General features: G+C 62.8%; 28 protein-coding genes. 16 read left to right on the forward strand and 12 right to left on the reverse strand.

Features of this window, described 5'->3' with window-relative positions; all coding sequences use genetic code 11:
* Positions 1-39: 39 nt before the first annotated feature.
* Together ABD884_RS24355 and rraA are read right to left on the reverse strand one after the other, a co-directional pair.
* Positions 40-1,692 (reverse strand): MDR family MFS transporter, encoded by a 1,653-nt coding sequence (locus ABD884_RS24355; RefSeq protein ID WP_345053685.1) that lies wholly within the window; start codon positions 1,690-1,692, stop codon positions 40-42.
* Between the two features lie 106 nt (positions 1,693-1,798).
* Positions 1,799-2,281, reverse strand: a complete 483-nt coding sequence (gene rraA / locus ABD884_RS24360; RefSeq protein WP_345053690.1) for a ribonuclease E activity regulator RraA — start codon at positions 2,279-2,281, stop codon at positions 1,799-1,801.
* Between the two features lie 178 nt (positions 2,282-2,459).
* On the opposite strand from rraA, the gene ABD884_RS24365 reads away from it, so the two are divergent.
* The 9 genes from ABD884_RS24365 (at position 2,460) to ABD884_RS24405 (ending at position 10,371) form a co-directional block, all read left to right on the forward strand.
* Positions 2,460-3,734, forward strand: a complete 1,275-nt coding sequence (locus tag ABD884_RS24365; RefSeq protein ID WP_345053697.1) for an MFS transporter — start codon at positions 2,460-2,462, stop codon at positions 3,732-3,734.
* Positions 3,735-3,850: 116 nt separating this feature from the next.
* The gene (locus tag ABD884_RS24370; protein WP_345053703.1) at positions 3,851-4,453 is read left to right on the forward strand and encodes a TetR/AcrR family transcriptional regulator; all 603 of its coding nucleotides are present in this window, start codon (positions 3,851-3,853) and stop codon (positions 4,451-4,453) included.
* 240 nt (positions 4,454-4,693) lie between these two features.
* Positions 4,694-5,887 (forward strand): NAD(P)-dependent malic enzyme, encoded by a 1,194-nt coding sequence (locus tag ABD884_RS24375; RefSeq protein WP_345053709.1) that lies wholly within the window; start codon positions 4,694-4,696, stop codon positions 5,885-5,887.
* Positions 5,888-5,977: 90 nt separating this feature from the next.
* Entirely contained in the window at positions 5,978-6,280 is a 303-nt protein-coding gene (locus tag ABD884_RS24380) for a hypothetical protein (protein WP_345053716.1), read from the forward strand.
* 97 nt (positions 6,281-6,377) lie between these two features.
* Complete coding sequence (locus ABD884_RS24385) at positions 6,378-6,977, forward strand: hypothetical protein (protein ID WP_345053721.1); 600 nt, start codon at positions 6,378-6,380, stop codon at positions 6,975-6,977.
* Positions 6,974-8,050, forward strand: a complete 1,077-nt coding sequence (locus tag ABD884_RS24390; protein WP_345053729.1) for an efflux RND transporter periplasmic adaptor subunit — start codon at positions 6,974-6,976, stop codon at positions 8,048-8,050. Before ABD884_RS24385 ends, ABD884_RS24390 begins: the two co-directional genes overlap by 4 nt.
* Positions 8,047-8,739: an ABC transporter ATP-binding protein gene (locus ABD884_RS24395; protein WP_345053734.1), complete on the forward strand. Its 693-nt coding sequence runs from the start codon at positions 8,047-8,049 to the stop codon at positions 8,737-8,739. The genes ABD884_RS24390 and ABD884_RS24395 overlap by 4 nt, the downstream gene beginning before the upstream one ends.
* Positions 8,736-9,947, forward strand: coding sequence for an ABC transporter permease (locus tag ABD884_RS24400; protein WP_345053741.1), 1,212 nt, complete (start codon positions 8,736-8,738; stop codon positions 9,945-9,947). The genes ABD884_RS24395 and ABD884_RS24400 overlap by 4 nt, the downstream gene beginning before the upstream one ends.
* 55 nt (positions 9,948-10,002) lie before the next feature.
* Positions 10,003-10,371, forward strand: coding sequence for a response regulator transcription factor (locus tag ABD884_RS24405; RefSeq protein WP_345053746.1), 369 nt, complete (start codon positions 10,003-10,005; stop codon positions 10,369-10,371).
* 269 nt (positions 10,372-10,640) lie between these two features.
* Here the strand turns inward: ABD884_RS24405 and ABD884_RS24410 are convergent, their stop codons facing one another.
* Complete coding sequence (locus ABD884_RS24410) at positions 10,641-11,114, reverse strand: DUF4383 domain-containing protein (RefSeq protein ID WP_028267701.1); 474 nt, start codon at positions 11,112-11,114, stop codon at positions 10,641-10,643.
* A 198-nt stretch (positions 11,115-11,312) separates the two neighbouring features.
* Between ABD884_RS24410 and ABD884_RS24415 the strand changes: the two genes are divergently transcribed.
* Positions 11,313-12,329, forward strand: a complete 1,017-nt coding sequence (locus ABD884_RS24415; RefSeq protein WP_345053756.1) for a CD20-like domain-containing protein — start codon at positions 11,313-11,315, stop codon at positions 12,327-12,329.
* A 21-nt stretch (positions 12,330-12,350) separates the two neighbouring features.
* Here ABD884_RS24415 and ABD884_RS24420 read toward each other — a convergent pair whose 3' ends face one another.
* Together ABD884_RS24420 and ABD884_RS24425 are read right to left on the reverse strand one after the other, a co-directional pair.
* A complete protein-coding gene (locus ABD884_RS24420; RefSeq protein WP_345053760.1) occupies positions 12,351-12,674 on the reverse strand; it encodes a hypothetical protein in 324 nt (107 codons plus the stop codon).
* A gap of 106 nt (positions 12,675-12,780) precedes the next feature.
* Positions 12,781-13,416, reverse strand: a complete 636-nt coding sequence (locus ABD884_RS24425; protein WP_345053762.1) for a LysE family translocator — start codon at positions 13,414-13,416, stop codon at positions 12,781-12,783.
* Positions 13,417-13,519: 103 nt separating this feature from the next.
* Between ABD884_RS24425 and ABD884_RS24430 the strand changes: the two genes are divergently transcribed.
* Complete coding sequence (locus ABD884_RS24430; RefSeq protein WP_081736948.1) at positions 13,520-13,975, forward strand: Lrp/AsnC family transcriptional regulator; 456 nt, start codon at positions 13,520-13,522, stop codon at positions 13,973-13,975.
* Positions 13,976-13,984: 9 nt separating this feature from the next.
* Here the strand turns inward: ABD884_RS24430 and ABD884_RS24435 are convergent, their stop codons facing one another.
* Positions 13,985-14,443 (reverse strand): Lrp/AsnC family transcriptional regulator, encoded by a 459-nt coding sequence (locus ABD884_RS24435; RefSeq protein ID WP_345055285.1) that lies wholly within the window; start codon positions 14,441-14,443, stop codon positions 13,985-13,987.
* A 412-nt stretch (positions 14,444-14,855) separates the two neighbouring features.
* Here ABD884_RS24435 and gluQRS point away from each other — a divergent pair, with 412 nt between their 5' ends.
* The 5 genes from gluQRS to ABD884_RS24460 all read left to right on the forward strand — a co-directional run bounded on the left by gluQRS (position 14,856) and on the right by ABD884_RS24460 (position 18,803).
* Positions 14,856-15,764 carry a tRNA glutamyl-Q(34) synthetase GluQRS gene (gene gluQRS / locus ABD884_RS24440; protein WP_345053767.1) on the forward strand — a complete coding sequence of 303 codons (909 nt, stop codon included), beginning with the start codon at positions 14,856-14,858 and terminating at the stop codon, positions 15,762-15,764.
* A complete protein-coding gene (locus ABD884_RS24445; protein WP_345053770.1) occupies positions 15,765-16,781 on the forward strand; it encodes an NADP-dependent oxidoreductase in 1,017 nt (338 codons plus the stop codon). It abuts the gene before it with no gap.
* Positions 16,782-16,840: 59 nt separating this feature from the next.
* Positions 16,841-17,968, forward strand: a complete 1,128-nt coding sequence (locus ABD884_RS24450; RefSeq protein WP_345053774.1) for a serine hydrolase domain-containing protein — start codon at positions 16,841-16,843, stop codon at positions 17,966-17,968.
* Between the two features lie 9 nt (positions 17,969-17,977).
* The gene (locus ABD884_RS24455; protein WP_345053777.1) at positions 17,978-18,511 is read left to right on the forward strand and encodes a phosphohydrolase; all 534 of its coding nucleotides are present in this window, start codon (positions 17,978-17,980) and stop codon (positions 18,509-18,511) included.
* A gap of 160 nt (positions 18,512-18,671) precedes the next feature.
* The gene (locus ABD884_RS24460) at positions 18,672-18,803 is read left to right on the forward strand and encodes a hypothetical protein (protein ID WP_345053782.1); all 132 of its coding nucleotides are present in this window, start codon (positions 18,672-18,674) and stop codon (positions 18,801-18,803) included.
* A gap of 43 nt (positions 18,804-18,846) precedes the next feature.
* Here the strand turns inward: ABD884_RS24460 and ABD884_RS24465 are convergent, their stop codons facing one another.
* The 6 genes from ABD884_RS24465 to ABD884_RS24490 form a co-directional block, all read right to left on the reverse strand.
* The gene (locus ABD884_RS24465; RefSeq protein ID WP_345053787.1) at positions 18,847-20,040 is read right to left on the reverse strand and encodes a type II toxin-antitoxin system HipA family toxin; all 1,194 of its coding nucleotides are present in this window, start codon (positions 20,038-20,040) and stop codon (positions 18,847-18,849) included.
* Positions 20,037-20,276, reverse strand: a complete 240-nt coding sequence (locus tag ABD884_RS24470) for a helix-turn-helix transcriptional regulator (protein WP_345053791.1) — start codon at positions 20,274-20,276, stop codon at positions 20,037-20,039. Before ABD884_RS24470 ends, ABD884_RS24465 begins: the two co-directional genes overlap by 4 nt.
* 214 nt (positions 20,277-20,490) lie before the next feature.
* Positions 20,491-21,120, reverse strand: coding sequence for a transmembrane-type terpene cyclase (locus ABD884_RS24475; protein WP_345053794.1), 630 nt, complete (start codon positions 21,118-21,120; stop codon positions 20,491-20,493).
* 159 nt (positions 21,121-21,279) lie between these two features.
* Positions 21,280-22,602, reverse strand: a complete 1,323-nt coding sequence (locus ABD884_RS24480; RefSeq protein ID WP_345053798.1) for an ATP-binding protein — start codon at positions 22,600-22,602, stop codon at positions 21,280-21,282.
* Between the two features lie 86 nt (positions 22,603-22,688).
* Entirely contained in the window at positions 22,689-23,558 is an 870-nt protein-coding gene (locus ABD884_RS24485; protein ID WP_345053801.1) for a fumarylacetoacetate hydrolase family protein, read from the reverse strand.
* Positions 23,559-23,711: 153 nt separating this feature from the next.
* Complete coding sequence (locus ABD884_RS24490; RefSeq protein ID WP_345053805.1) at positions 23,712-25,196, reverse strand: amino acid permease; 1,485 nt, start codon at positions 25,194-25,196, stop codon at positions 23,712-23,714.
* Positions 25,197-25,270: the final 74 nt, after the last annotated feature.

The raw sequence follows: 25,270 nt of genomic DNA on the forward strand, positions 1-25,270 counted from the left end.
ACAAATGCGAGCCAGTTGGGTGCGGGCAAACGGAGGAACTTAGTGGGCCGGAACCGACTCTTTCGCTGCCGACTTCGGGTCCGTCAGTTTCTTGTTCGGCAAAGCGAAAGTGATGAGGAACGCGAGGCCGGTGAGAGCTGCGGCAGTCAACATCACGGCGTCGATCGACTGCGCGAAGCCCTCAAGGATGGGCCGCGTGAGCGCCGGGTTGGCGTGGTGCAGCCAGCTGGTGTCGTTCAGCGAATCGTTCGTTGCGCCGTTCTTGAAGAAGTCGTACAGCTTGGCGTTCGCGGGGTCAGCGGCAACAGCGGGATCCTTGAGGACCTTGAGATAGTCGGCGCTGCCCATGGCGTCCTTCATGCCGGAGGCGATCTTGTCGGCGGCCAGGCTGAACAGCATCGAGATGAATACCGCGGTACCCACGGCGCCGCCCATGGAACGGAAGAACGCCGCGGTGGACGTGCCCACGCCCATGTCCTTCGACGGCACGGAGACCTGCATGGCCAAAGTGAGCGGCTGCATGCAGAAGCCCAGGCCCATGCCGAAGAATACGGCGATCAGGCCGGGAACCCAGAGTCCGGTGTCCACACCGAGGGACAGTCCCATGACGATGGCGGCGGCGGTCAGGATGCCCGTGCCGAGGATCGGGAAGATCCGGAAAACGCCCGACGACGAGATGGTCCGTCCCGCTGAAATGGAACCGAAGAGGATGCCCACCGTGAAGGTGATCATCATGAGGCCAGCTTCGGTGGGAGTGAGGCCCTTGACCAGCTGCAGGTACATCGGGAGCATCGCGATGGCCCCGAACATGCCGATACCGATGATGAAGTTCAACAGGGAGGACAGCCCGAAGGTGATGTTCCTGAAGAGCCGCAGGGGGATCAGCGCGTAGTCGCCGGCGCGCCGCTCAACAAGCAGGAACGCGACGATGCCTACGACGCCGAGGCCGTAGCAGATCCAAGAGTTGACAGAGGTCCAGCCCCAGCTGCGGCCCTGTTCAGCCACGAGCAAGAGAGGCACGATCGCCAAGGTGATGGCTGCTGCGCCCCAGTAGTCGATCTTCTGCTTGACGTGCTTTGCGGGCAGGTGCAGGTAGAGGAACACCACGGCCAGGGCGGCGAGGCCTATGGGCAAGTTGATGAAGAAGACCCAGCGCCAGCCGTCGAAGCCAAGGATGTTGGAGGAGCCAGCGAAGGCGCCGCCGACTACGGGGCCGAGGACCGAGGAAACGCCGAAGACTGACATGAAGTAGCCCTGGAACTTGGCGCGGTCCTTCAGGGCGACGATGTCGCCGATGATCGTCAACGCGAGGGCCAGCAGGCCACCGGCGCCCATACCCTGTATGCCGCGCGCAATGGCGAGCTCGGTCATGGAGTGCACCGAGCCGGCGTAGAGCGAGCCGGCGAGGAAGATCAGGATAGCGGCCAGGTACAGGGGCCGGCGGCCGAAGATGTCGCTGAGCTTGCCGTACAGCGGGGTGCTCACCGTGGACGTGATGAGGTAGGCCGTGGTGGCCCATGCCTGCAGGGAAAGGCCATCGAGATCGTTGGCGATGGTGTAAATGGACGTGGACACGATGGTCTGGTCCAGGGAGGACAGGAACATGCCGAGCATGAGGCCCACCATGACGGTGAGCGTCTGACGGTGCGTCAGGACCTCACCGGCGGCCCGTCTGGGCGTGGTTTTGGACATTGCTTCTCCAAGGGTGGGAAAAAGGGGACTAAGCAGGATAGTTGCTTTCAGTAACTATCCTAATCGTTCCTGTATTCCCTGTCTTACCCGATGGGGGGGAAAATTGTCAGCGCTCCACGAGAATCCCATCGGGATCGCAGTAGATCAGGTTGCCGGGTTCGATGTGCACTCCGTCAATCACCAGGGGGATGTCCACTTCCCCCCGGCCCACCTTGGAGCTCTTCTTGGGATTGCTTCCGAGGGCTTTAACGCCCAAGGGCAGCTTCGCGATCGCCACGCGATCTCGAATGGCCCCGTTGATGACGATGCCGGCCCAGCCGTTGGCGACCGCGCTCTCGGCGATCATGTCCCCCATGAGGGCCGTGCGCAGCGAGCCATACCCGTCCACCACCAGCACGGCGCCGCCGCCGGGAGTCGCGAGGACGGCCTTCACCAAGGCGTTGTCCTCAAAGCACTTGATGGTGCGCACCGGCCCGTTGAAATGGGAGACGCCACCAAGATCCTGGAACTGCAGTGATATCGACTCGACATCTTCGGCGCGCTCGTCGTAAAGATCGGCGGTGTTGATGGGGTTCGCGGGCGTGTTCATCGTTGCTCCTCCTCGGTCCGTTGGAGTTACCCTAACGCGTACGGACCCGAGTGCCCTGCGCATGCAAAGGCAGTTGTCCACATAGGCGACTTCATGACGGCGGATCGGACTCTCGCAGCGCTAGGCTGAATCCACACGTCCATTCGCTAGGGAGCGCCGTCATGAGACCGCCAGAGTCATGAGCCTGTCAGATCTGCCCACAGGCCCGACGACGGCGCTCGCCGAGCCGGTGGAACGCGTCCGTTCCCTGTGGGTCACCGGAGTGGTGCTCGTCAATGTGGGCATCAACGCTGCTTTCTTCGGTCCCATCCAGGTTTTGCTGGGGCAACAGGCCATCCAATTCAACGAAGGCCAGAAGGAAGCCATCCTCGCCCTCGTCACCGGCTGTGGTGCCGCGGTGTCCCTCGTGGCGAACCCGCTCTTTGGTGCGTTCAGCGACCGCACCACGTCCCGTTTCGGGCGGCGAGTCCCGTGGGTGCTCTTCGGCGCCATCCTGGGCGCGGCAGCCTTGGTAGCACTGGCAGGCGCTCCCAATGTGGCAGTCATGGCCATCCTTTGGTGCCTGGTTCAGGCCGGCTGCAATGGGGCGTATGCTGCCCTGACGGCAGCCATCCCGGACCGGGTGCCGGTGCCCCAGCGCGGCACCGTCGGCGGGCTCGCAGCCATGGGCCAGACCGCAGGTATCCTCGCTGGTGCGGTGATCGCGTCCGCCGTCTCGGGAAACTTTGCCCTTGGCTACGTCGTGTGCGCTGCCGCGTTGCTGGCCGGCGTCGTGCTTTATCTTTTCAAGAACGACGACGTTCCCCTCCCGGCGGAGACCCGGCCACAGTTCAGGCTGGGGACTTTCGTCAGGGGTTTCTGGATTTCGCCGATCAGGTATCCGGACTTCGCGTGGGCATGGCTGACCCGCCTGCTGGTCAACGTTGGCAACCACATGGTCACGTTGTACTTGCTCTTCTTCCTCAAGGATGCCGTGCATCTCGAGGAAACGCGGGGGATCAAGCCCGAGTTCGGGGTCCTCATCCTCACAGGCCTCTATGCCGTCATGGTGATAGTCACCAGCGTCGTCGGGGGTGCTATGAGTGATCGCATGGGCAAACGCAAACCCTTGGTGATCGTCTCGTCGCTGGTGATTTCGATAGCCGCCTTGATCCTAGGCTTCGAACCCACGTGGGCAGGAGCCGTTGCCGGCGCGATGGTCCTCGGTATCGGTTTTGGCGCCTATTTGGCGGTTGACTTCGCCCTCATCACCCAAGTGCTCCCCACTGCACTTGACCGGGGACGGGATCTCGGTGTCATTAATGTAGCCAACTCCTTGCCCCAGGTGATCGCGCCCCTTATTGCCTACCCGTTTGTGGCTTTCTGGGGCGGTTATGTCGCCTTGTACGTGGCCGCGGCGGTTATAGGGCTGTTGGGCGCGGTGTTCGTGGTGAGGATCAAGGGCGTTGCATAGCTCGGAGCTTGTTCTCAGGGAACTGACAACTTGCTGCCGTATCATTGTCAGGACGCGCCCGGCCTAGGGGGCCGCGCTATCTCCCAGAACGAAGCCCAACCAACAGAACGCCGGTAATGTCCGAACCGAACTCCTTGGAACCGTATTCGCTGGATCTGGCCGCGGGTTTGCCCCAGATGGCGGCTGCTCCCACAACGCCCCGACAGCTATTGCGGTACGCCCGGATATTGAAGACTGCCGCAGGATTCGCCCAGCGGCAGTTCGATACCGTGAGCCTTTCGGACGTCTCTACCAGGGCCCACGTTCCACTGGGGACGCTCTACCGCTACTTTCCATCCACTGTCCACCTGATGCTTGCGGTCTACCGGCAGCAGCTACGGGAACTCAATGATGCCAAACCGGCATCCTCAAGGTGCAGCCAACAGGAGCTCACCGGACTTGGCATGGAGATTTTCCACATGCGGGTGATGCAACCCGCCGTCGAACACTGTTTGTCACGCACTTGGGACACCCGCGATGGCGACATCCCCGTGCTCTTGAAGGATATCGAAGCGCTCTCTGCCGGGATGGTCACGGCAGCAATCGGGGACGCCGGCAAGGCGAGGATTCTGCTGCACGTGATCAGTGGTCTGGTCCAGTCGGTCAACTGCCGTAGGATCTCGCTTTTCGACGCGGAGAAGGACCTCAAGAACGCCTGCAAGCTGTTCGCGGACGCGTAGCTTTTCCAGGAATAAACGTAATTGGTCTAGACCACTACGGGCAAAAGTATGCGTTTATGCCTGAATGTCTCTAGTCTTCCTATCAAGCACCTGTCTACGAAGACAGGAGCCAAGCGGCTAGCAGCCCATATCCGCAGGAGTTTCACAGCACGGACCAGCCACCCTTGGCCCGGCACCGAAGCCGCTACACCTGCCCCGAATTTCGCCGTGGGTACACGGCTAGCCTGAGGAGACAACGACGTGTCCGTCGAGACCATCACCCCTGAACAGAACCTGACCGCACTGGCGCTGAGCGAAGAGGAAATCTTCGCTGCCCACGAAGGCGGCAAGCTCTCCGTTTCCAGCACCGTGCCGCTCTTGAACAAGCGCGACCTTTCCATTGCCTACACCCCTGGCGTCGCCGAAGTGAGCCGGGCAATTCACGCCAACCCGGAGCTGGCCCGCACGCACACCTGGGCCGAGCGCCTTGTAGTGGTTGTCAGCGACGGAACGGCGGTCCTGGGCCTTGGCGACATCGGCCCCAGCGCCTCCCTCCCTGTCATGGAAGGAAAGTCGGCGCTTTTCAAGGCTTTCGGCGATCTCGATTCCATCCCGTTGGTCCTGAACACCACCAACGTGGACGAAATTATCGAGACCCTGGTTCGCCTGCGTCCGAGCTTCGGTGCCGTGAACCTCGAAGACATCTCCTCGCCGCGCTGCTTCGAACTCGAAGAGCGCCTCATCGAAGCCCTCGACTGCCCCGTCATGCACGACGATCAGCACGGCACCGCCGTTGTGGTTCTCGCAGCCTTGACGAACGCCGCCAAAGTGACCGGGCGCGAACTTGAAGGACTGAAGGTAGTGGTTTCCGGTGCGGGTGCCGCAGGCATTGCAGTCTCCGAGATCCTGCTGACGGCGGGCATCAAGGACGTTGTCCTGCTGGATTCCAAGGGCATCATCAACGCCGAGCGCGCCGATCTGGTGGCCGATTCGGGCAGTGTCAAGGCCCGCTTCGCTCAGCGCACCAACCCTCGCGGCCTTTCCGGCGGACCCGCCGAAGCCCTACAGGGTGCGGACGTCTTCATCGGCGTCTCCTCGTCCAAGCTGGCCGAGGAACACCTGAAGCTCATGAACCAGGACTCGATTGTGTTCGCCCTGTCCAACCCGGACCCGGAAGTCCTGCCCGAGGTTGCCGTCAAGTACGCCGCCGTCGTGGCTACGGGCCGCAGCGACTTCCCGAACCAGATCAACAACGTCCTGGCCTTCCCCGGGATTTTCCGAGGAGCCTTGGACGCCGGTGCGCGCCGCATCACCCCGGCGATGAAGATTGCCGCGGCCCGCGCCATTGCCGGGCTGGCCGAGGAAGGGCTTTCGGCCGACTACATCGTGCCTAGCCCGCTGGATTCGAGAGTTGCCCCGGCGGTCACCGCGGCGGTTGCCGCAGCGGCTGAATAGCTCCAGCGCTCAGCCCATAGCCGACGACGTGGGAAATGCAGCCCACCGACGCGGTTGCCTACTTCGGCAAGGTCCTCCGCGAGGGGCGGGATGCTCGATCTTGACGATGTGCGGTGGGAGCCGGGCCGGTTCGGGAAGCTGTATGTCTGTCGTGGCAAAGGCTCTCCCCGCAAGGGGCCGAAGCTGCACCGGATGAATACGATAGCTTGCACGATCTTGGACTGCAACGCCAACGTCCGTGAGCCCTTCGGTCGCCGCGACCAGCGCTACAGCTGGGCGCGCCCGTCATCGGCCAGCACCAGGTTCGGCTTCGGCTGCCCCGCATGTGGGCGCTCCACTAGCCCGTCCAGACGCGGACGCGTGATCTCGAAGCTCTTCCGCACAGTTATGTAACAGAACCCTTGTTTTCTGGGATTCCGTTCCTGTGCTGGACGTAGCCTTTTGGTCATGTGCAGCCGCCCGGAGCGGCCAATCCAGCCAAGGAGCGTCCATGAATTCCTCCAAGATCCAGACTGTCCTCAAATCTGTCATTGTCTTGGGCATGCTTGCCGGAATACTGTCCGCCTGCTCGGCCCCGGAGGAGAAGACTGGTGTCCTTTCGTTGCAGACCGACTCGGCAGCGACCACGCCTACGGGCACAGGCACCGCGGAGTCCAAGCCGGTTTCGGGCGGGCAGGTGAAGATCATGCGTGGCGACAGCCCGGAAAAAGTCGACAACTATTACGCCACCTACATCGCTTGCATTGGCCAGCACGGCGTTCCCCTTACGGCAAAGGGCGGGAGTACCTTCGAAGGCATGAGGAACGGCGCGTCCGATCCGCCGCTTGAGGTGGAACCCGGCGCGGACCCGCATTTGAAAGATGCCCTCGCCGCCTGCGCCTCGCTCTATCCGGTGCAAATGTGGGAGCGGAACGCGAACAATCCGGAACGCGAACAGTTCGTACACAAGATGATCCTCTGTCTTCAACGCGAGGGCATCCGGGTGGAGGAAGGTGGTCCGAAGATGGCTTACAAATTCTCTCCGGATCAGGTCCAGGACGAGGCTTTCCGTGCGGGGACGGATAAATGCGAAACCGAGGTTTACGGATGAGCCGGTACCGATGGATCTTGCTGGTCTCGGCCGTTGTGGTGATTGCAGCGGCCACCGCCGGGATTTTCTGGGTCAACAAACCAATCCAAGCAGCCAGTGAACCAAAGCCTTTGGCCACCGGGAAGGTAGAGCGGAAGGACCTGACGGACAGGCAAGAGCTGAACGGTGAAATCGACTTCGGTGATGCGAAAACTCTCAAGGGGAAGAAGTCCGGAACGCTGACCTGGCTACCGGAGAAGGGCGCCGCGGTGAAGCAAGGGGAGGCGCTCTACAGGGTTGATGACCATCCCGTTCCGCTCTTCATCGGTGACACTCCCTTGTACCGTGCCATCGACAAGGCCGGTTTGATCGGTCCCGATGTGAAAGTCCTTAAATCAAACCTGCAGGCTCTTGGATTCTTGGGCGATGACGGGCGGCCGGACATCACAACGGCTGCTACGCTGCGCGCCATCACCACTTGGCAAAAGACCAACAATCTCGACCTGACAGGTAAGATCGCGGACGGCGACTATCTGGTGTTGCCCGGTCCTGTCAAAGTGTCGGGCCACAAAGCGAACTTGGGTGACGCCGCCGCCGCGGATTTAGTGGAAACCACGGCCCTAGTACCTCGCGTGAAATTGACGCTTTCTGACAGCACTCCCGCACCCAAAGTGGGCGTTGCCGTGAGCATCCTCGATGATTCCGGCACCCCGAAGCCTGGCAAGATCACCGGAATCGCCGCGCAAGGCACGACAGAGTCAGGAGCCGCGGCGGCACCGGCGCCTGGTCAGCCCGCCGGGAAGCAGCTCATTGCGGACTTTGATTCCACTGATGGACTCGATTACGCGACCGGAGCGCAGATCCGCGTCCAAATCACCACGGTGGATGTGAAGAATGTGTTGGCCGTTCCCGTCGTATCGCTCAATGCGCTTCTGGAGGGCGGCTACGCGGTGCGGGTCCCCGACAGCGCGGGCAACAAGGACAGCAAACCCGGTTACAGACTGGTCCCGGTCAAGGTGGGAAAAATCGTCAAAGGTCTTGCGGAAGTTTCTGGTGACCTCACCGCGGGACAAGACGTGGTGACGGCCTCATGAGTGCGCCTGTTCTGGAACTGCGCGGGGTGTCGAAAAGCTACACCGGTGGTGTGAAGGCCCTGGACTCGGTGGATTTGGAACTGGGCGAAGGGGAAATGCTCGGCATCGTCGGCCCGTCCGGCTCCGGGAAATCGACCTTGCTCAATGTCATGGGCACCCTTGACCGGGCATCAGAGGGTGAAGTGCTGGTTGGCGGAATGGATGTTTCCACGTTCAGTGACCGGCTGCTTTCCACTGTCAGGGCACAAGCAATCGGCTTCGTCTTTCAGCAGTTCCACCTCAACGACACCTACAACGCACTGCAAAACGTGGCCGTAGGGCTGCAATACGCTAAAGTGCCGCGGCGAGACCGACAGGCGATTGCTACGGCCGCATTGGAGACCGTCCGGATGGGGCATCGACTGGACCACCAGCCGCATCAACTCTCCGGTGGCGAAAAACAACGGGTGGCCATCGCGAGAGCCCTGGTCAATAAGCCCAAATACTTGCTCGCCGACGAGCCTACTGGGGCACTGGACTCTGAAAACGGTGCCGCCGTGATGGAACTGTTCGGCGAACTCAATCAGCAGGGTATGACCGTGGTGATCATCACCCACGATCTGGAAATTGCGGATTCTCTACCGAGAAGAGTAGAGATCCGCGACGGCGTCCTGCGAGCGGGAGCCACCCGGAAAGCAAGTGCGCGTTGAGCAAGAAGCAGCATATTCAGACGAAATTCCGTTGGTTCGAACTGGCCGACGTCTTGGAATTGGGCATCCACCGAGTAAGGGCCAGGCCCCTGCGCGCGATACTTTCCGCGCTGGGAATTTCGATTGGCATCGCAACCATGATCGCCGTCGTCGGAATCCCGGCGTCGAGCCAACAGGCCTTGGACAGCCAACTTGAGAACTTGGGCACCAACATCCTCAAGGTCACCAGCGCTGAACGTGGAAACAGCAAAGTTCCCTTGCCGACGACAGCAGCCGACATGATCGCACAAATCGGCCCGGTAACCGAAGTGGCGGCTCTGGGCGAAGTCGGCCAGTCTGCCCAGCTCAACGATCGGATTCAGCCGGGACTAGGCATCAAGAGCAGTGTCTACGCGGCAGGCCCCGAACTGCTTCCAGCGATCAACGGCAAATTTGCCCAAGGTCGGCTGGCTACCGAAGGCAGCCCGTCCTTGCCCGAGCTCGTGCTCGGAGCAACCGCGGCACAACGGTTGGGAATCGACTCCATCAGTGGCGATCCGCAACAACTCTGGCTCGGCCAACAATGGTTCTCCGTAGTCGGGATCCTCGAGCCCACCCCGTTGTCACCGGAAGTCGACTCGTCAGCACTGCTCAGCACGGCATACGCCCGGGACCACTTCGGATATCAAGGCAACCCCGCCATGATATTCGTCCGAGCGCCCACCACTTCAATTGACGACGTGCGCAAAGTTCTGCCCCGGACCGCGAACCCGGGCGCACCCAGTGCTGTCGACATCGGTAATCCCTCCCAAGCACTCGCAGCCCGAAACGTGGCACAGGCCACCTTTTCCCTGCTCTTCCTGGGCCTGGCCGGAATTGCGCTGCTTGTGGGCGGCATCGGAGTTGCGAACACCATGATCATTTCAGTCCTGGAACGGCGAAAGGAAATCGGCCTGCGCCGGGCCCTCGGGGCAACCAAAACCGGAATCCTCCTCCAGTTCTTCACCGAGTCGTTGGTACTGTGCCTGTTCGGAGGAATCGCCGGCATCCTTTTAGGTATAGCTGGCACTGCCTTGTACTCACTAAGCCAGGGCTGGCCGTTGGTAGTACCGCCATTCGTCATGGTCGGAGGAATCCTTTCGGCGGTGGCAATCGGTGTCCTCAGCGGAGTCTATCCGGCCACACGGGCGGCGAAATTGCCACCTACCGAAGCCCTCGCGGCATTGTAGAGTCGGGGCTAGGAAACGGCTGGCCAGCTCGGGGTAGACGCAGAAGGGCGAAGAAATGATCAACATCCTGATTGTGGAAGATGACCCGAATGCGCGAATGGGCCTGGTAATGGGCTTGCGGCATCACGACGGCTACCAAGTCCAAGCGGTGCCGACAGGAGAAGCCGCCCTGGAGATGCTGCGAGCCCAGGGCGAGGACGTCGACTTGCTCATTTTGGACTACATGCTGCCGGGAATAGACGGGATTGAGACTTGCAGCCACATCAGGCAGTTCTCCAAAGTGCCGATCATCTTCTTGTCAGCAAGCGGAGAAGACGACACAGTGATTTCCGCGCTGGAGCGTGGCGCTGACGATTACTTGGTTAAACCGGTCCGGATTGTGACTGAACGAGCGCAGGGGCGGTTTCGTCACAATCAGTGCTGACGCGCATATTAATCGGTGCGACGACTCTCCCGGTGAGCCGGCCCGCCCAGCAGATTGTTTTGGTCGGCTCGTCGGTTGTGCGACGTCACCGTTGGATGGCTGGAGGCTACTAGTTGCTGTTCGTGCTCAAACGATATGTCCGGAGAAGTGCGTTGGGGGCATTTCTGCCCTCGCCTCGTTTGCAGCAATGGAGCGCATAACGGCGGCCGACCCGAGTGGGAGCGGCCGCCGTCGTGCAACTGCAGTTCGTGCTGCAGAATCAGGGTGCGCTACATGGCGCGGCCCTTTGTCTCCTCTCGTGCGTCGCGTCCAAGCCACAGGCCAAGGGCAACCATGACAACGCCAAGAACGAGATGCAGCCAGTCGTCCGCGGAGTTCATGGGCACGAAGTCGGCGCTCATGTTCGACATGGTGATAAGGCCGTAGATCCACAGGACGAGGTAGACGGCGCCGCCACCGATGAGGTAACCGCGTGCCATCCTTCCAGTCCTCGCGAAGTACAGGCCTGCCGCGCCGAACAGCAGATGGACAATGTTGTGCAGGATGGATACTTGGAACACTCCAAGAAGCATGGCGCCGGAATCATGTCCCGCAAAGGTCATGGCGCCGTAATTGCTGGTGATGCCCGGGATAAATCCCAGTACGCCAACAGCCAGGAAAACCCAGCCTAAACCTAGTGCTGTGTTGTGCAGCGTCAGCCCCATCGCGTGGTGATGCTGAGCTGGGTGCGAAGCAGTGGTCATAGCTCCTCCCGATCACGATTTCCAGCGGCCCTTCAAATGGAGGGCCGTATCGCGGCAAGGAGTCGGAATCCTGCCGACGAAGTTATCTTACTCCCGAAAACCCGGGAAATAGAGGGCAGGGACTCAGACAATGCACGGCTAGCATGGTTCTGTGATGCCCAATTCTGCGATGCATTATCCCGCGACGGCGGGGCAACCGTGAGTGAGCCGTCGGTTCCCGGCACAAGACGATCGATTTTCGGCGACACGAGGGACATCACGCCGTTCCGGGAGGGACATGTCCGCACTTCGGTGAGTGGACTGGCCGAGGGCCTAGGCGGCGTGATTGCGGGTGTCCTGAAAGGGAGGGCCGCTGGCCGGATTGATGTCGCCGGGGACGTTCCGAGGCTCAAGCGGCTGGCCGGCAAGACCGCCAAGTCGGTGTACGACGCCATCTTCACCAGCACGGAACCGGACCGACTCATCACCTTGGCCCGCGGCTATCCAGGGTGGGCAGGCTTGTGCTACGTGATTGCCGGGCTGCTCGCATACAAGCATGGTGGCTATCTGCGGGCTTCGGAACTGCTGCAGCGGGGCTTGTCCATACGGATCGACGACGCCGCCAGCCAGTTCTCTGCCAGTTACCTTGGCCGGTTGGTTACCCGGGTCGAGGTCGCCGAACGGATTGACGTTCCCGTCCTGTTCAGCGAAGAGTCGGTGTTCCTCGCTCTCTCGCATTGCTTTCGGGAGACGGGCCAGACCGTGGAGGCCCTGGACATCCTGGCCAGCCTGCCGCCGTCGTTGCCCTCCGCCCTGGCCCGCTGTACCGCAGCCGCCGCACTCGAGCGGCACGCCGACGTCGTCGCCTGGACTGAGGGACTCCGTAATCGGGACGACCTCTGTGCGGCGCTGCTGCTGATCAGGGCGCAGTCACTCAGGGTGCTGGGGGAACGGGAGGAAGCCCAGGCGGCACTCGCGGAGGTGTTGAGGAGGAAGAAGACCAGCCTTGCCTTGCGCAACGACGCGCTCACGGACCGGGCTCTGTCGATGCTCGAGCTCGGGCGGAGGCCAGGAAACGCGCGCCGTCCCATTCCGCGCGTGGTGGTGCGCTGGAAGCGCGGCAAGGAAGAGCGCGGCAAGGAAGAGGGGGCCGAGTTTGAGGCCGTCGACGGGATCCGGAAGGACGTCGAAGTGCGCCGGCTGTGGAACAAGGACTTCGGGGAACCCGGCGGTTAGGGCCGGCCGGCTGGGGCGTGTCTAGGGCCGGAGCGCACGAAGTACCCCGCGAAGGGCCACCCCAGCCGCGCCGATGAGGGGGAGCAGCATGGCCATGATGACGACCGTGTTTGGCTGGAATGTCACCTGGCCCCTGGGGTTGCGGCCATAAACTCCGACGGGGAGCACGAAACCGCCGCCGCCACCGCCCGCGGCATTGTTACCGTCGCCGCCCCCTCCGAATCCAAAGGACACCAAGGCGACCGGGATCAGTTCTTCGCCGCCGATCTGCAGGGGAGGGCCGTACGCCCTTGAGACGCCGAGCTGCTTGAAGGTCTCCAGGAGCGCTGAAAAGTCGTTGGACATAACGCTGACGATAGGGCGCCCGGACGATGAACGCCAGAGCGATCTTGCTTGGCGTCCGCGTCACTTCCTAGCGTCCCTGCCTAGCGTTACTGCCCAAGGTCATGCGTCAATGTAGGAGCCGAAGCGCCTGTTCGCCGAGCAAGACGGCCCCGAGCCCCACCATGATGATGCCGCTGCTGAGGGTTACGACGCGTGCGGCGGCAGGCCGGGATTGCAGCAGCTTTCGCGAGGTCAGCGCAACCGCCGTGTAGATGATGCCCGCGAACAACACGAACGTCAGGCCCAATACGCCTGATTGCACGGGCACGGGCAATGACGCTTCCGGGCTCACGAACTGCGGCACCAGCGCCAGGAAGAACAGCAAGCCCTTGGGGTTGATGCCGCTCGTGCCCATGCCTTGCAGGAAGGTGCGGAATTGGTTTCGGGATTGCCCGACGGCGTCATCCGTACTGAAGCTTGCGCCTCGCCATGAGCGCATGGTGCTCACGCCGAGCCAGAGCAAATAAGCTGCGCCCGCGATTGTCAGCCAGCCGAGAAGCCCCGGAACGCCCGCCAAAAGGGCTGTGAGTCCGGCAGTCAGGAGGGCTGTGTGCAGCACGTATCCGCTGCACAGGCCGGCCACGGCCGGGACGAAGCTTCGCTGACGCAGTCCCGCGGCGATTGAATAAGCCCAGTCGACGCCGGGGGTGCACGCCAAGGTGACGGCGACGATGACGAAGGCGAGGAAAAGCTGGGGATTCATGGTGGCTCCTGGCTGGTTGGTACACCATGAACCTTATGAAAAATCGGCCCAAAAGTGTTCCCATATTTAGCCGGATTTGCCGCGAAATTGGTAAGATGCTTGCGTGGTTGATGGAATTGACAGAACTATTTTGCGCTACCTCAAAGAGGATGGCCGAATGACTGCCACCGCGCTGGCTGCCAAGGTGGGATTGACCGTGGCTCCATGCCACCGGCGGTTGCGGGATCTCGAGGCTTCCGGAGTGATCAGGGGGTACCGGGCGGACATCGATCCGGCCGCCATTGGCTTGGGATTTGAGGCGATCGTCTTCGTTACCCTGCGCCAAGTGGACCGCGCAACGATGTCGGATTTCGAAGACCGGGTGGCCGCTATCCCCAACATCGTTGAAGCGCAGCGGCTCTTCGGCTCCCCGGATTACCTCCTGCGCGTCATTGCCGCCGATCTCCCGGCTTATCAACGCTTCTACGACGACCAGCTCACGTCACTTCCCGCGGTCGAGCGCCTCACCTCAACTTTGGTGATGAAGAACCTGAAGTCGAATGCCGGGCCGCCGGTGTAGGCTCCCGCCCTATTCCCACAGCAGCCCCGTGGTCCGGTACGGAATCACCTCGCGCAAAAACATGCTGGTGGAGGTTCGCACGATTCCCGGGCAGAGGCGGATCTCCTCCGACACCCGGTAAAGATCGTCAGGGCTCGTGGCGACCACGCGGATGATGAGATCGGTGTCTCCTGCCGGCGCGTGGCATTCAAGTACCTCAGGGATGTTGCGCAGAGCCGCGATCGCCTCGTTCAGGTGGCTCTGATCCAGTTCCGCACTTACCGCTGCCGCGACGCCCCGGCCCAACGCCGAGGGCAGCACGCGGCTGCTGTTCGGACGCAGGGCGCCCGACGCCGTCATGCGCTCCAAGCGGGACTGGACTGTCCCGCGCGCCAAGCCCAAGCGCTGGGCGAGGACCATGGTCGGCATCCGGGGGTCGTCGTCGAGCGCGGCAAGGATGCGCTTGTCCGTTGAGTCCAATTCCTGCATAGCTGCGCTTTCTGCCTCGTTCTGGCGGTCGTGGTCACTTCGCCGAGAGTCGGCAAAATGACCATCGCTTGTTCGATTCACCCCAAGAAATTGGCCAGATTGACCAATGGTGATTGAGTCTGTTGCCCCAACTGTAGTGTTCCTGTTGAAATAGTGGCAAGAAAGGGAAAGGCTACCGCCGGACCCCCAGGCTAAGGATCCCCCGGTACACCACCCGGCCCCCGGAACACCGTCCCGCAAAGACGCAGCCGCTGATTGACTCTTGTTCACGCATCGTCTTTCTGCACGTCGGCCCTCGTGCTGGCACCACCATAAGAGCCCCTGAGCCACCGAACCCGTTGCGGTCGCTGAGGGGCTCTTATGCTGCCGCGGGATCCTGCACGGAACGCGCAGCGACGCATAGTCTTGTGCCATGACTTCCGCTGGCCGCTTCGCCCCGAGCCCTTCCGGCGAGTTGCATGTGGGCAACCTGCGCACCGCCATGCTCGCGTGGCTCTTCGCCCGCTCGACGGGCCGCGATTTCCTGCTGCGAGTAGAAGATCTCGACCGTGCGCGGGCCGGTGCCGAGGAAGTCCAGCTCCGCGACTTGGAGGCCGTCGGCGTGACATGGGACGGCGCCGTCGTTCGCCAGACTGACCGCGCCGGGCTCTACGACGACGTGATTCAGCGGCTCACCGACGCCGGACTGACGTATGAATGCTTCTGTACCCGGCGCGAGATCCAGGAAGCTCCGTCCGCGCCACATGCTCCACAGGGCGCCTATCCGGGAACGTGCAGGAACCTCTCGACGGCGGAGCTCGAGATCCGCCGGGCCTCCCGCCCGGCTGCCATCAGGCTCCGCTCCGAAACGCATGAATGGACTGTGGCGGACGAGTTGCACGGGCCCTACACGGGCATAGTGGATGACTTTGTGCTTCGGCGGAACGACGGCGTCACTGCCTACAACTTGGCCGTGGTGGTGGACGACGCCGAGCAAGGCGTAGACCAAGTGGTCCGCGGAGATGACCTCCTGTCCTCCACACCCCGCCAAGCGTATTTGGCCTCCTTGCTCGGCTTGCCCGTTCCGGAATACGCGCATGTTCCCTTGGTGCTAAACCACGACGGCGCCCGGTTGGCCAAGCGCGACGGCGCCGTGACGCTTGGCGACCTTGCCGCCGTCGGGCTGTCTGCCGGGGAGGTACGGGACATGATCCTGGAATCGCTCGGGTTGCCGGCCGGACCCCTTGACGACGCTTTGGATACTTTCGATCCGGCCGGATTGCCGCGCCGGCCGTGGGTGTGGAACGGCCACCAGCAAACAACCCTTCGGAAAGGGGCCTAAGTGCTCGCTTATGTGCTGACCCGCTACGGTGACGCCGACTCAATGGAGCTGCAAGATGTTCCCAAGCCGATCGCCGGTCCCGGCGAGGTCCTGGTCAAAGTGTTTGCCGCGGGCCTCAATCCCGTTGACTACAAGCAACGCGAAGGTGCCGTGCGGGTGATCACCAGGCCAAGGCTGCCTTTGGTGGCCGGCAGCGAGCTTGCCGGGATCGTGGAAGCCATTGGCCCGGAGGTCACCCGCTTCGCCACGGGAGACCGCGTGTTTGCCCGGGTGGACAAGACCAGGCTGGGCGCCTTTGCCGAGCACGCCGCCGTCCACGAGGACCTGGCGGCGCTCATGCCGAAGTCGCTCGGCTACCTCGAGGCTGCGAGCCTCCCGCTCGCAGGCCTCACCGCGCTCCAGGCACTGCGAGACGAGCTCAAGGTCAGCCCCGGGACCAAGCTGTTCATCTCCGGAGGCGCGGGCGGGGTGGGAACCCTCGCCATCCAGCTGGCCAAGTACTTCGGCGCCGAGGTGACCACCACGGCGTCTCCCCGCGGAGAAGCCCTGGTGCGGCGGCTCGGTGCGGACGCCGTCGTCGACTACACGAAGGAAAATCCGGCCGAAGTGCTCAGCGGCTTCGACGCCGCGCTGGACCTTATCGGTGGGGAAACCCTGGAGCATACGTTCAAGATCCTCAAGCCCGGTTCGACGGTCGTTAGCATCGCCGGCATGCCCGAACCGCAAACAGCCGTGAAGGATCTTGATGCCCCGGCTTGGATGACAGCGCTTTTCTGGGCGGCCAGCCTTGGAATCCGGCGCCGCGCCCGCGAAGCAAACGTCCGGTACCGCTACCTCTTCATGCACCCCAGCGGCGAGGACCTGAAATTCCTGGCGAAGCTGGTGTCCGAGGGAAAGCTGGAAGCCGTGGTGGACAGCAGCTATCCCCTCGAAAAGATCGCCGACGCTTTCGCCGCACTGGAACGCGGACGCGCCAAAGGCAAGATCGTAGTCACCATGGACAGTCGCGGCAGCTAGGCTGCCGGGTTCTCTGGCCGAGCGTAGCGAGGTTAGGGGGCGGGGACTAGGCTGTCCGGGTGGATACACAGACGATTGCCCCTGGATTCGAACCAGTCGCCGAACTCTTTGGCCGATTCCTCAGCGAAGACCCGGAATATTCAGCCCAGCTCGCGGCCTACCACCGTGGCGTCAAGGTACTGGACGTCAGCGGTGGACCGCACCGCCGTCAGGACTCTGTCACCGGTGTTTTCTCCTGCTCCAAGGGGGTGTCCGGGCTCGTCATGGCATTGCTCGTCCAGGACGGCTTCCTGGACCTCGACGCCGAGGTGGTCAAGTACTGGCCGGAATTCGGTGTCGAAGGAAAGGCCACCATCACGGTGGCGCAGTTGCTGTCCCACCAGGCCGGGCTTCTCGGCGTTGAAGGCGGCCTGTCCTTGGAGGAATACAACAACTCCGAACTCGCTGCAGCCAAACTCGCGCAGATGCGGCCACTCTGGAAGCCCGGGACCGCTTTTGGGTACCATGCCCTGACCCTCGGCGTCTTCATGGAAGAGCTCTGCCGGCGGATCACCGGATCCACGCTCCAGGAAATCTACGAACAACGGATCCGCTCGGTCACGGGCGCCCACTTCTTCCTGGGACTCCCCGAATCCGAGGAACCCCGTTATGCCACCCTCCGTTGGGACGCCGACCCGGCCCAGCCATGGATTGACCCCGCCAGCCATTTCGGCCTCTCAGCGAACTCTGCCGTGGGAGACATCCTTGACCTGCCCAACATCCGTGAGGTCCGGGCCGCCGGCCTGAGTTCGGCCGCCGGCGTCGCCAGCGCAGAAGGCATGGCCCGCGTCTACGCTGCGGCACTCACCGGGCTCGCCCCCGACGGCGACCGTCCCGCCGTCGCGCCCCTCCTCAGCGAACAGACCATCCAAGCAGTCACGGCCGAACAAGTCTTCGGCATCGACCGCGTATTTGGCGAGACGAGTTGCTTCGGGACCGTCTTCATGAAGTCGCATGCGCGCTCGCCGTACGGCAGCTACCGGGCATTCGGGCACGACGGCGCCAGCGCGTCTTTGGGATTCGCGGACCCCGTGTATGAACTCGCTTTCGGATACGTCCCGCAGCGGGCCGAGCCGGGGGGAGCCGGCTGCCGCAACCTCGAACTCAGCGCCGCCGTGCGGAAAGCAATCACCGAGTTGGCTCAGTAGGATGAAGTCATGACCGAACCGACGTTTACCGTTGAAACAGCCATGGTCCTTGCCGAGGTGGCGCACAACCGCCAGAAGGACAAGTTGAAGCGGCCACACAAAGAGCACGTGCTGGCGGTGGGCGATGCGCTGGCGGATTTCGATGACGACGTGCGGATTGCCGGCTATTTGCATGACATCGCCAAGGACACCCCGGTCACCAAGCAGGCGCTGCTTGATATGGGTGTCTCCGAGCGGGCTGTGGGCATCATCGAAAGGGTGACGCGCCGTTTCCAGGATGATCCGGACAGTGACGAGGCCGTGATCCTTCACATCGCGCAGGATCACGACGCCACTTTGGTCAAGATCGCCTGCAACGCCCATAACTCCGTGCCGGAGCGGGTACGCGCCCTCGCCGAGAAGTGGCCTGACAAGGGACCCACCACTCGCTACGCGGACGCCCGGAAAGTGCTCTACAAAGCCGTGCCACGGGGAGAAATCCACCTGATCCTGAACCGGATCAACCCGGACCTGCTGTCTGAGATGGACCAATTGGCGGACTAATCGAGTGGATCCGGGCGCCCCGAGAGGTAGCTGTACACGCGACGTCGCGGATGCGACACTGCGTTGATTCGAGTGGTGGCCTCGGGTCGGCGCAGAAACCCGCGAGTGGCTTATTGAGCACAACGGCGAACCACTGCCGCAGCATGCCCTTGCCGACATCATGGCGGTTACGGGCGGCACAGCTGATGCTCCGTGGTGGGGCGGCGAACCAGCTGAAGGTGCCCAGCTATCCGATGAGGCTGTGGATTGGATCGAGGCCGTCGCCAACAACGAAGAGCCGACTGCCTGGTGAAGTGGACGGACTTCAAGCCCGATCAGCTTCGAGTGGATCCGAGCTAGCCGCCCATCAGCCTTCGGCGATGCTTCAGCTCCTTGTCCCAGTCCCTGGTCTGTATGGACCCGAACGGTGAAGCACCGGCGTCGAGGTCTGCGATGAGCGGACCCGACGCCTTGAGGGCGAGCTCCAGGACCCCCTCGGCCGCGCGCTCTGTCAGCCCGAGTCTCCCCGCCCACGCGAGGAAGTGCTTGCGGGAGATCCCGCTCTTCTTCCCGCCGATCCCCAAGGCGAGGGTCTTGTCCCCGTAGACCACTGTGGAGGGAATGTCATAGACCGGGGCGATGGTGTACTCGCCTTGCCGTGACTGAACCATGGAGACGTTCTTGGCGTGCAGGTCGCCGTTGCCGCTCAGCCAGGCAAAAGCCAACTGGATGGCGAGGTTGCGCAGGGCTGGCAGGGGTGCGGAGCAGTGCGCCGCCAAAGCCGCGCACACTTCGCCGAACGGCACGCTGTACTTGTCCGCCGGATAGAGTCCCAGCACTTGGGCTCCGTCCTCGACGGCGAGGCGCACCGGAGTGCCATCGGCTCCGGTGAGGCGATCGAAACGCTCCACCAACAGCCCCGCCCGCCCACCGACGTCGTGCACCAGTTGGACAGTACTCACGGGGACCCGCAGTTTGCGCGCATAACGGAACATGAGGAATTCGTTTTCCACCACGAAGGGGAATTCGGGCGCATTGAGTTTGAGGATGTAACGCTTGCCCGCTTGCGCTACCGGAAGGGAGATCATCCCGGCTGACAACTTGTCCTGCACACCCGCCAGGGCCACCGGATCGATGAGCCCCGAGTCGCCGAGAAGGGCGTCGAAGTCGAGCGGCAGCTTCGAATCGAGCACGACGGCGGAGCCCCCTTCCGTGGGCGGCTCACCGTGCGGAACGGTCTGGACATCGCCCACGGCATCCCCGCCCGCGCCCATGAGGAGCGCGAGCTCGTCGTCGGCGCTGGCCTTGACCGCCCGACGCAGGGAATTCAGGCGGCGGCCTTCCGGGAGGAGCCCCGTGAAGTAGGCAGGGACAGCTCCGCTCGGTGTGAATACCGCTTGCTCGGTCAGCGGCAGTGTAGTGGCGACGGCAGGGCCGCCTGATTCGAGGTACCGCGGCAAGTAGCTGAACTTGGTGCCGCCTTCATGCCGCTCGATGCGGGCCGCCAGGACGCCCTGCTTGTAGACGTCGGCGATGCGATGGAATGTCATAGCTGGCCATATACAGTCTGGCTGCTCGCGGGTTGCACCGCGAGCTCAAGGCCCAGCGTTCCGAGGACAGCGAGGAGTGGTTCCAATTGGACCGTGGTCTTGCCCTGTTCCACGAAACGGACGAACCGTTCCGAGACGCCTGCGAGGTCCGCGAGGTCGGACTGGCTCAGGCTCAGGGCGGCACGCCGGGCCCGGACCTTGGTGCCGAGGGCCTTGGTGAATTCCTGGGGGGACATGTCCACCCTTCCTCGTTCTTTGCGGGCATGCGCCTCCGCGCGTCCGGTACGTTCGTACCGATATCACCATATTGCGCCTGTGCGGGCCATCAATCAAGGGTCGGCGGCCTCGAATCGGTACGTTCATGCCGGTAAGCCGCAGGGGCACGTCGTGGGTGCAGGCCGTGCGCTGCGTTCCGGTACAGCGGTTTAGAGCCCACACTCACGAAATCGCCTAGCTTAGGGAGAGGGCCAACGGGTTCCTTTTAGCCCACAACAGCAGCCCGATGTATGTCAGGTCGAAAACGCTGCAGAGGATGCCAATGCCCAGAATGAACGGTGAATTCTCTAGCACACCGAAGGTGATGGTTGGTGCGAGGGTACCGATCCACTTCGCTACCGCGATCAGCATCGATTGGCCCCGCAGTCCGCGACGGGCAGCGAACATGGCGATGAACAGGCCGGACATCAGGAGATTCTGCAGGAAAGCGGCGTACCGGGATGCCGGGTCCCAATCGAACTCGACGATGAACAACCACTGCACGGCGAACGATGCAAGAAGCAGCAGCACGGCCCATCCAATGAACAGGGGTCGCGTGATAAATCCGGGCAGCTCCCGCCTGCCGAACCGAAGGAAGGTGCAAACAATCACGACGTCGGCTAGCGCCCAGGCGATGTTGATGATCCCCTGCACCGAGATCCTCGTGCTCAGCGAATGGATGGCGTAGATGGACTCCCATGCGATGTTCAGGCCCAGGGCCGCTGCGGGAATGGCGTAGCTTTTGTCGCGAAATCCGACCAGAATCGCGCAAATGTAGACCGCCGTCCATGCCACACCGCTCAGGATGGTCAGAAACAGCGCCATGGTTCCTCCTCGTCCTCAGGCGCCCGCCCATTTCGCCGGAAGCCCTCCCGTTCGCCGGAATCTTCCGGCGAGTCCGCACACTTCCGGCGAGTCCGCACACTTCCGGCGAGTCCGCACACTTCCGGCGAATTGGCGGGCGGGCGACCGAAACGGGACCTGCTACACGCGGCCCAGTACGTCAATGTCCTCAAGGAATTCCTCATAGACCGCATCGCTGACCGTCGTGCGGGTATCGGCGATCGCGTCGAGGTAGTCCTGCGTGACCGGTCCCTTGCGAGCGTTCGACGCCGGTGCTGCGCCCGAATCAGCGGACGCCCCGGGAGCGCCGCCTGTGTAGACTGCTTTTTCCAGGGCACGCTGGGAGGCGCTGCGCGCCGCGTACTCAATGTCCGCCGGGGAGAAGCCTTCGGTCCGTGATACCAGCAACGCCACGTCCACGGAATCCACCACCGAGGCCGGGATGAAGCGCTGCCACATGGCCTCGCGCGCGTGGACGTCCGGCAGGCCGATGGGGATCACGTAGTCGAAGCGGCCGTGGCGCAGGAAGGCGGTGTCCAGTGCGCGGATGAAGTTGGTGGCGCACACCAGCAGGCGGCCGGGCTGTTCGCGGAAGGCCGGGATGATCTTGAGGAGCTCGTTGGTCACGCCCTGCAACGGCGACGGCGGTTCCCCGGACCGTTGGGACGCGATCTCTTCCACCTCGTCGATGAACACCACGGCGTGTTCCAACTCGGCGATCTCCAGGAACGTCTCGCGCAACGCGCCCGCCAGGCCCTTTGGGTCAGAGGCCAGCCGAGAGGGGAAGACCTCCACGAACGGCCACTCGAGCCTGGAGGCAATTGCCTTGGCGAAGGTCGTCTTGCCGGTACCCGGAGGGCCGAAGAGCACGACGGCGCGCGGCGGCACCACACCGTATTCGTCCGCGAGGTCGGCCTCGGCCAGCGGCAACACCAAACGCCGTTCCAGCAGTTCCTTCTCGCGGCGCATGCCTGCCACGTTTTCCCACAGATCGCGGGCCAGGATGCGGCCGCCGAGCTGGCTCAACGGTTCGAGTTCCTGACGCTGCACCGGGATGGTCCGCTCGAAGTAGTGCAGGTTCTGCTTGAGCAGGAAGCCGCGGCCCAGGAAGGCTTCGACCCGGGTCTCGGACTCCGGCATGAGCGCCGAGAGCTTGTTGAGGCCGTGCGGAGTCATCCGGTTCTCGACGGCGGCCAGGAGCGAAGTGCCGATCCCCCGGCCGCGGAACTCGGGCAGCGTGGCCAGGAAGACGATCCAGCCCTGGTCATGGGCTGCACGTCCGACGGCGGCGCCCACTATCTGCTCGCCTTGCACTGCCACGACCGCGTGGTCCTTCTCGCACGATGCCAGCACCTCCGAGAGCGCATAGATCGGCTCGACGTTGTCCGCTTTCAGCGATTCCCAAAGGTGCAGGATGCCATCCATATCCGACGAGTGGAAGTCCCTGATGCGCCAATTGCTCATGCCCTGCTCCTTGGTGGATCGCCATCGATTGCCTGGTGTTGAGCATAGGCGAACCAGGGGCGGAGCGGGGTTGCGCGGGAGTTGCGTTACGTTGCCTGGTGGAACGCCTTGCGCTGGCGCCCGAGTCCTTCTATTTCAATCTCGACAACGTCCCCCGGCTGGATATACGGGAAGCGGCCGGACAATGCCACGCCTTCGGGCGTACCCGTGATGATGACGTCCCCGGGCTCAAGCACCATGTGCTGGCTCAGGTGGTGGACAAGGGTGGCAGGATCGAAAATCAGGTCAGCTGTGGTGGAGTCTTGGCGGGCCTCGCCATTCACCCAGGTGCGCAGGCGGAGCGCGGCTGCGTCTATCTCGCCAGCAGGAACCAGCCACGGCCCCAGGGGAGTGGATTGCGGGAGCGTCTTGCCCTTGGTCCATTGCCCGGCGGCGCCCGGGAGCTGGAGTTCGCGTTCTGACAAGTCGTTGGCAAGGACGTAGCCGGCGATGCACGCCGTGGCTTCGTCCGTGCTGGAGAGGTATGAGGCTTCCCGTCCGATGACGATGCCGAGTTCCACTTCCCAGTCGTACTTCTTCGACGACGGCGGGATGGGGGCGGCGTCGAACGGACCCGTCACGGTGTTCGAGGGTTTCAGGAAGACAACCGGTACTTCCGGCGGTGTGGCTCCAGACTCCGCGGCGTGTGCTGCGTAGTTCAGTCCAATCCCGACGACGGCGCCTGGCCGGGCAACCGGGGCGCCGACACGCAGCCCTTCAGCTTGAATCGGGGGCAACGTTCCGGCGTCGAGCGCTTCTTGCGTCCTGGCGATGCCGCCGTCGGCGAGGAACGCGCCGTCGACGTCTGCCGTGAGCGGACGCAGATCGAAGTACTGCTCGGTGTCCTCGGCATCGGTGGCGATGACCACCGGCTGCTCGTGGCCGGCCGGTCCTAAACGGGCGAATTTCACGTGCATTCTCTCCTTCGAGCTGCGGGTTGTCCTTCTTCCATGGTGCCACTGGGCAACAAGCTGGCCCGGTCACAATTCGCGGGAAGAAGGTGCGCCCGCAGACCCAACTAACTCGCATTTGTTGTCGTTTTGGGGCCTCATAACGACAACGAATGCGAGTCAGTTGGGTGGGGGAACGCTCGTGGAGGCATCGGCGCGGGCCGCGGCGAGCTCATGGATTTGCTTGCGGCACGCATACCAGCCAACCACCATGAGGGCGCAAGCAATCGCCGTGACCAACATGGTGAGCGGGGAGTCTATAAACACCATCACCAACACACCCGCAAGGAACAGCAGCGAGAGGTAACCGGTATACGGGGCGCCGAACATCCGGAAGGACGGACGTTTCAGCCAGCCCTTGTCCGCCCAGCGCTTGAGCTGCATCTGGCACAGGACGATCGTGGCCCACGTGACGACGATGCCCACGGAAGCGACGTTGAGCACGATCTCGAACGCCTGCGCCGGAACGAGGTAGTTCAGGGGAACACCGAGCAAGGAGACACCGGCGGTGATCGCGATGCCACCGTAGGGGACACCCGCCTTGTTCATGCGCTGGGCGAACTTCGGAGCCGATCCAGCCACGGACATGGAGCGCAGGATGCGACCGGTGGAGTACAGCCCGGCGTTCAGCGAGGACAGCGCAGCCGTGAGGACCACAAGGTTCATAATCACGTCCACGCCCTGGATGCCGATGTGGCCGAAGAACGTCACGAACGGACTGACGCCCTTCTCGTACGAGGTGTACGGCAGGAGCAAGGCCAGAAGGATGACGGAACCGACGTAGAAGACCGCGATACGGAAGACTACGGAGTTGATGGCCTTGGGCATGATCTTCTCGGGGTTTTCGGTCTCGCCGGCCGCGGTGCCCACAAGCTCGATCGAAGCGTAGGCAAAGAGCACACCCTGCATCAGGATGATCATCGGCAGGATGCCGTTGGGGAAAATGCCGCCGTGGTCCGTGAGGAGGCTGAAGCCGACCTCCTGGCCCGGTACCGGCGTACCGAAGATGACGAAGAAGGTGCCGACCAACAGGAAAGCCACCAGCGCGGCTACCTTGATGAGCGCGAAGTAGAACTCCATTTCGCCGAATACCTTGACGGAAACCAGATTCAGGCTCAGGACTACAAGCAAGGCAATCAAGGCCCAGGTCCACTGCGGAACGACGCCCATCCACGGGACGTATTTGCCGAAGAAGTTCATGTAGAGGGCCGCGGCGGTGATGTCCACGATGGTGGTAGTGGCCCAGTTGATCCAGTAGAACCAGCCGGACACAAACGCAGCCTTCTCGCCGAAGAACTCCCGGGCGTAGGAGACGAAGGAGCCCGACGACGGGCGGTGCAGTACGAGCTCGCCGAGCGCACGCAGGATCAGGAAGGCAAAAAAGCCGCAGACCGCGTAAGCGATGACGAGCGAGGGACCCGCAGCGTTGAGCCGGCCGCCGGCGCCCAGGAAAAGACCAGTGCCGATAGCACCACCGATCGCGATCATCTGGATCTGGCGCGGCTTCAGGCTCTTGTGGTAGCCCTTGTCCTCGGCGTGAAGCAGTTTTTCACTAGCGTGCGCCTGTTGCGGGACCGTGTGGTCCGTGATGGGTGCATTAGTCATGGGAATCCTTTGGGGGTGTCCTATTGGAATGTCCTGTTGGGGGTCCGGATCTCGCCGTCCGGCCTGTTTGTTCG

The sequence above is a fragment of the Arthrobacter methylotrophus genome (genome assembly GCF_039539965.1).
GTDB classification, from domain to species: domain Bacteria; phylum Actinomycetota; class Actinomycetes; order Actinomycetales; family Micrococcaceae; genus Arthrobacter; species Arthrobacter methylotrophus.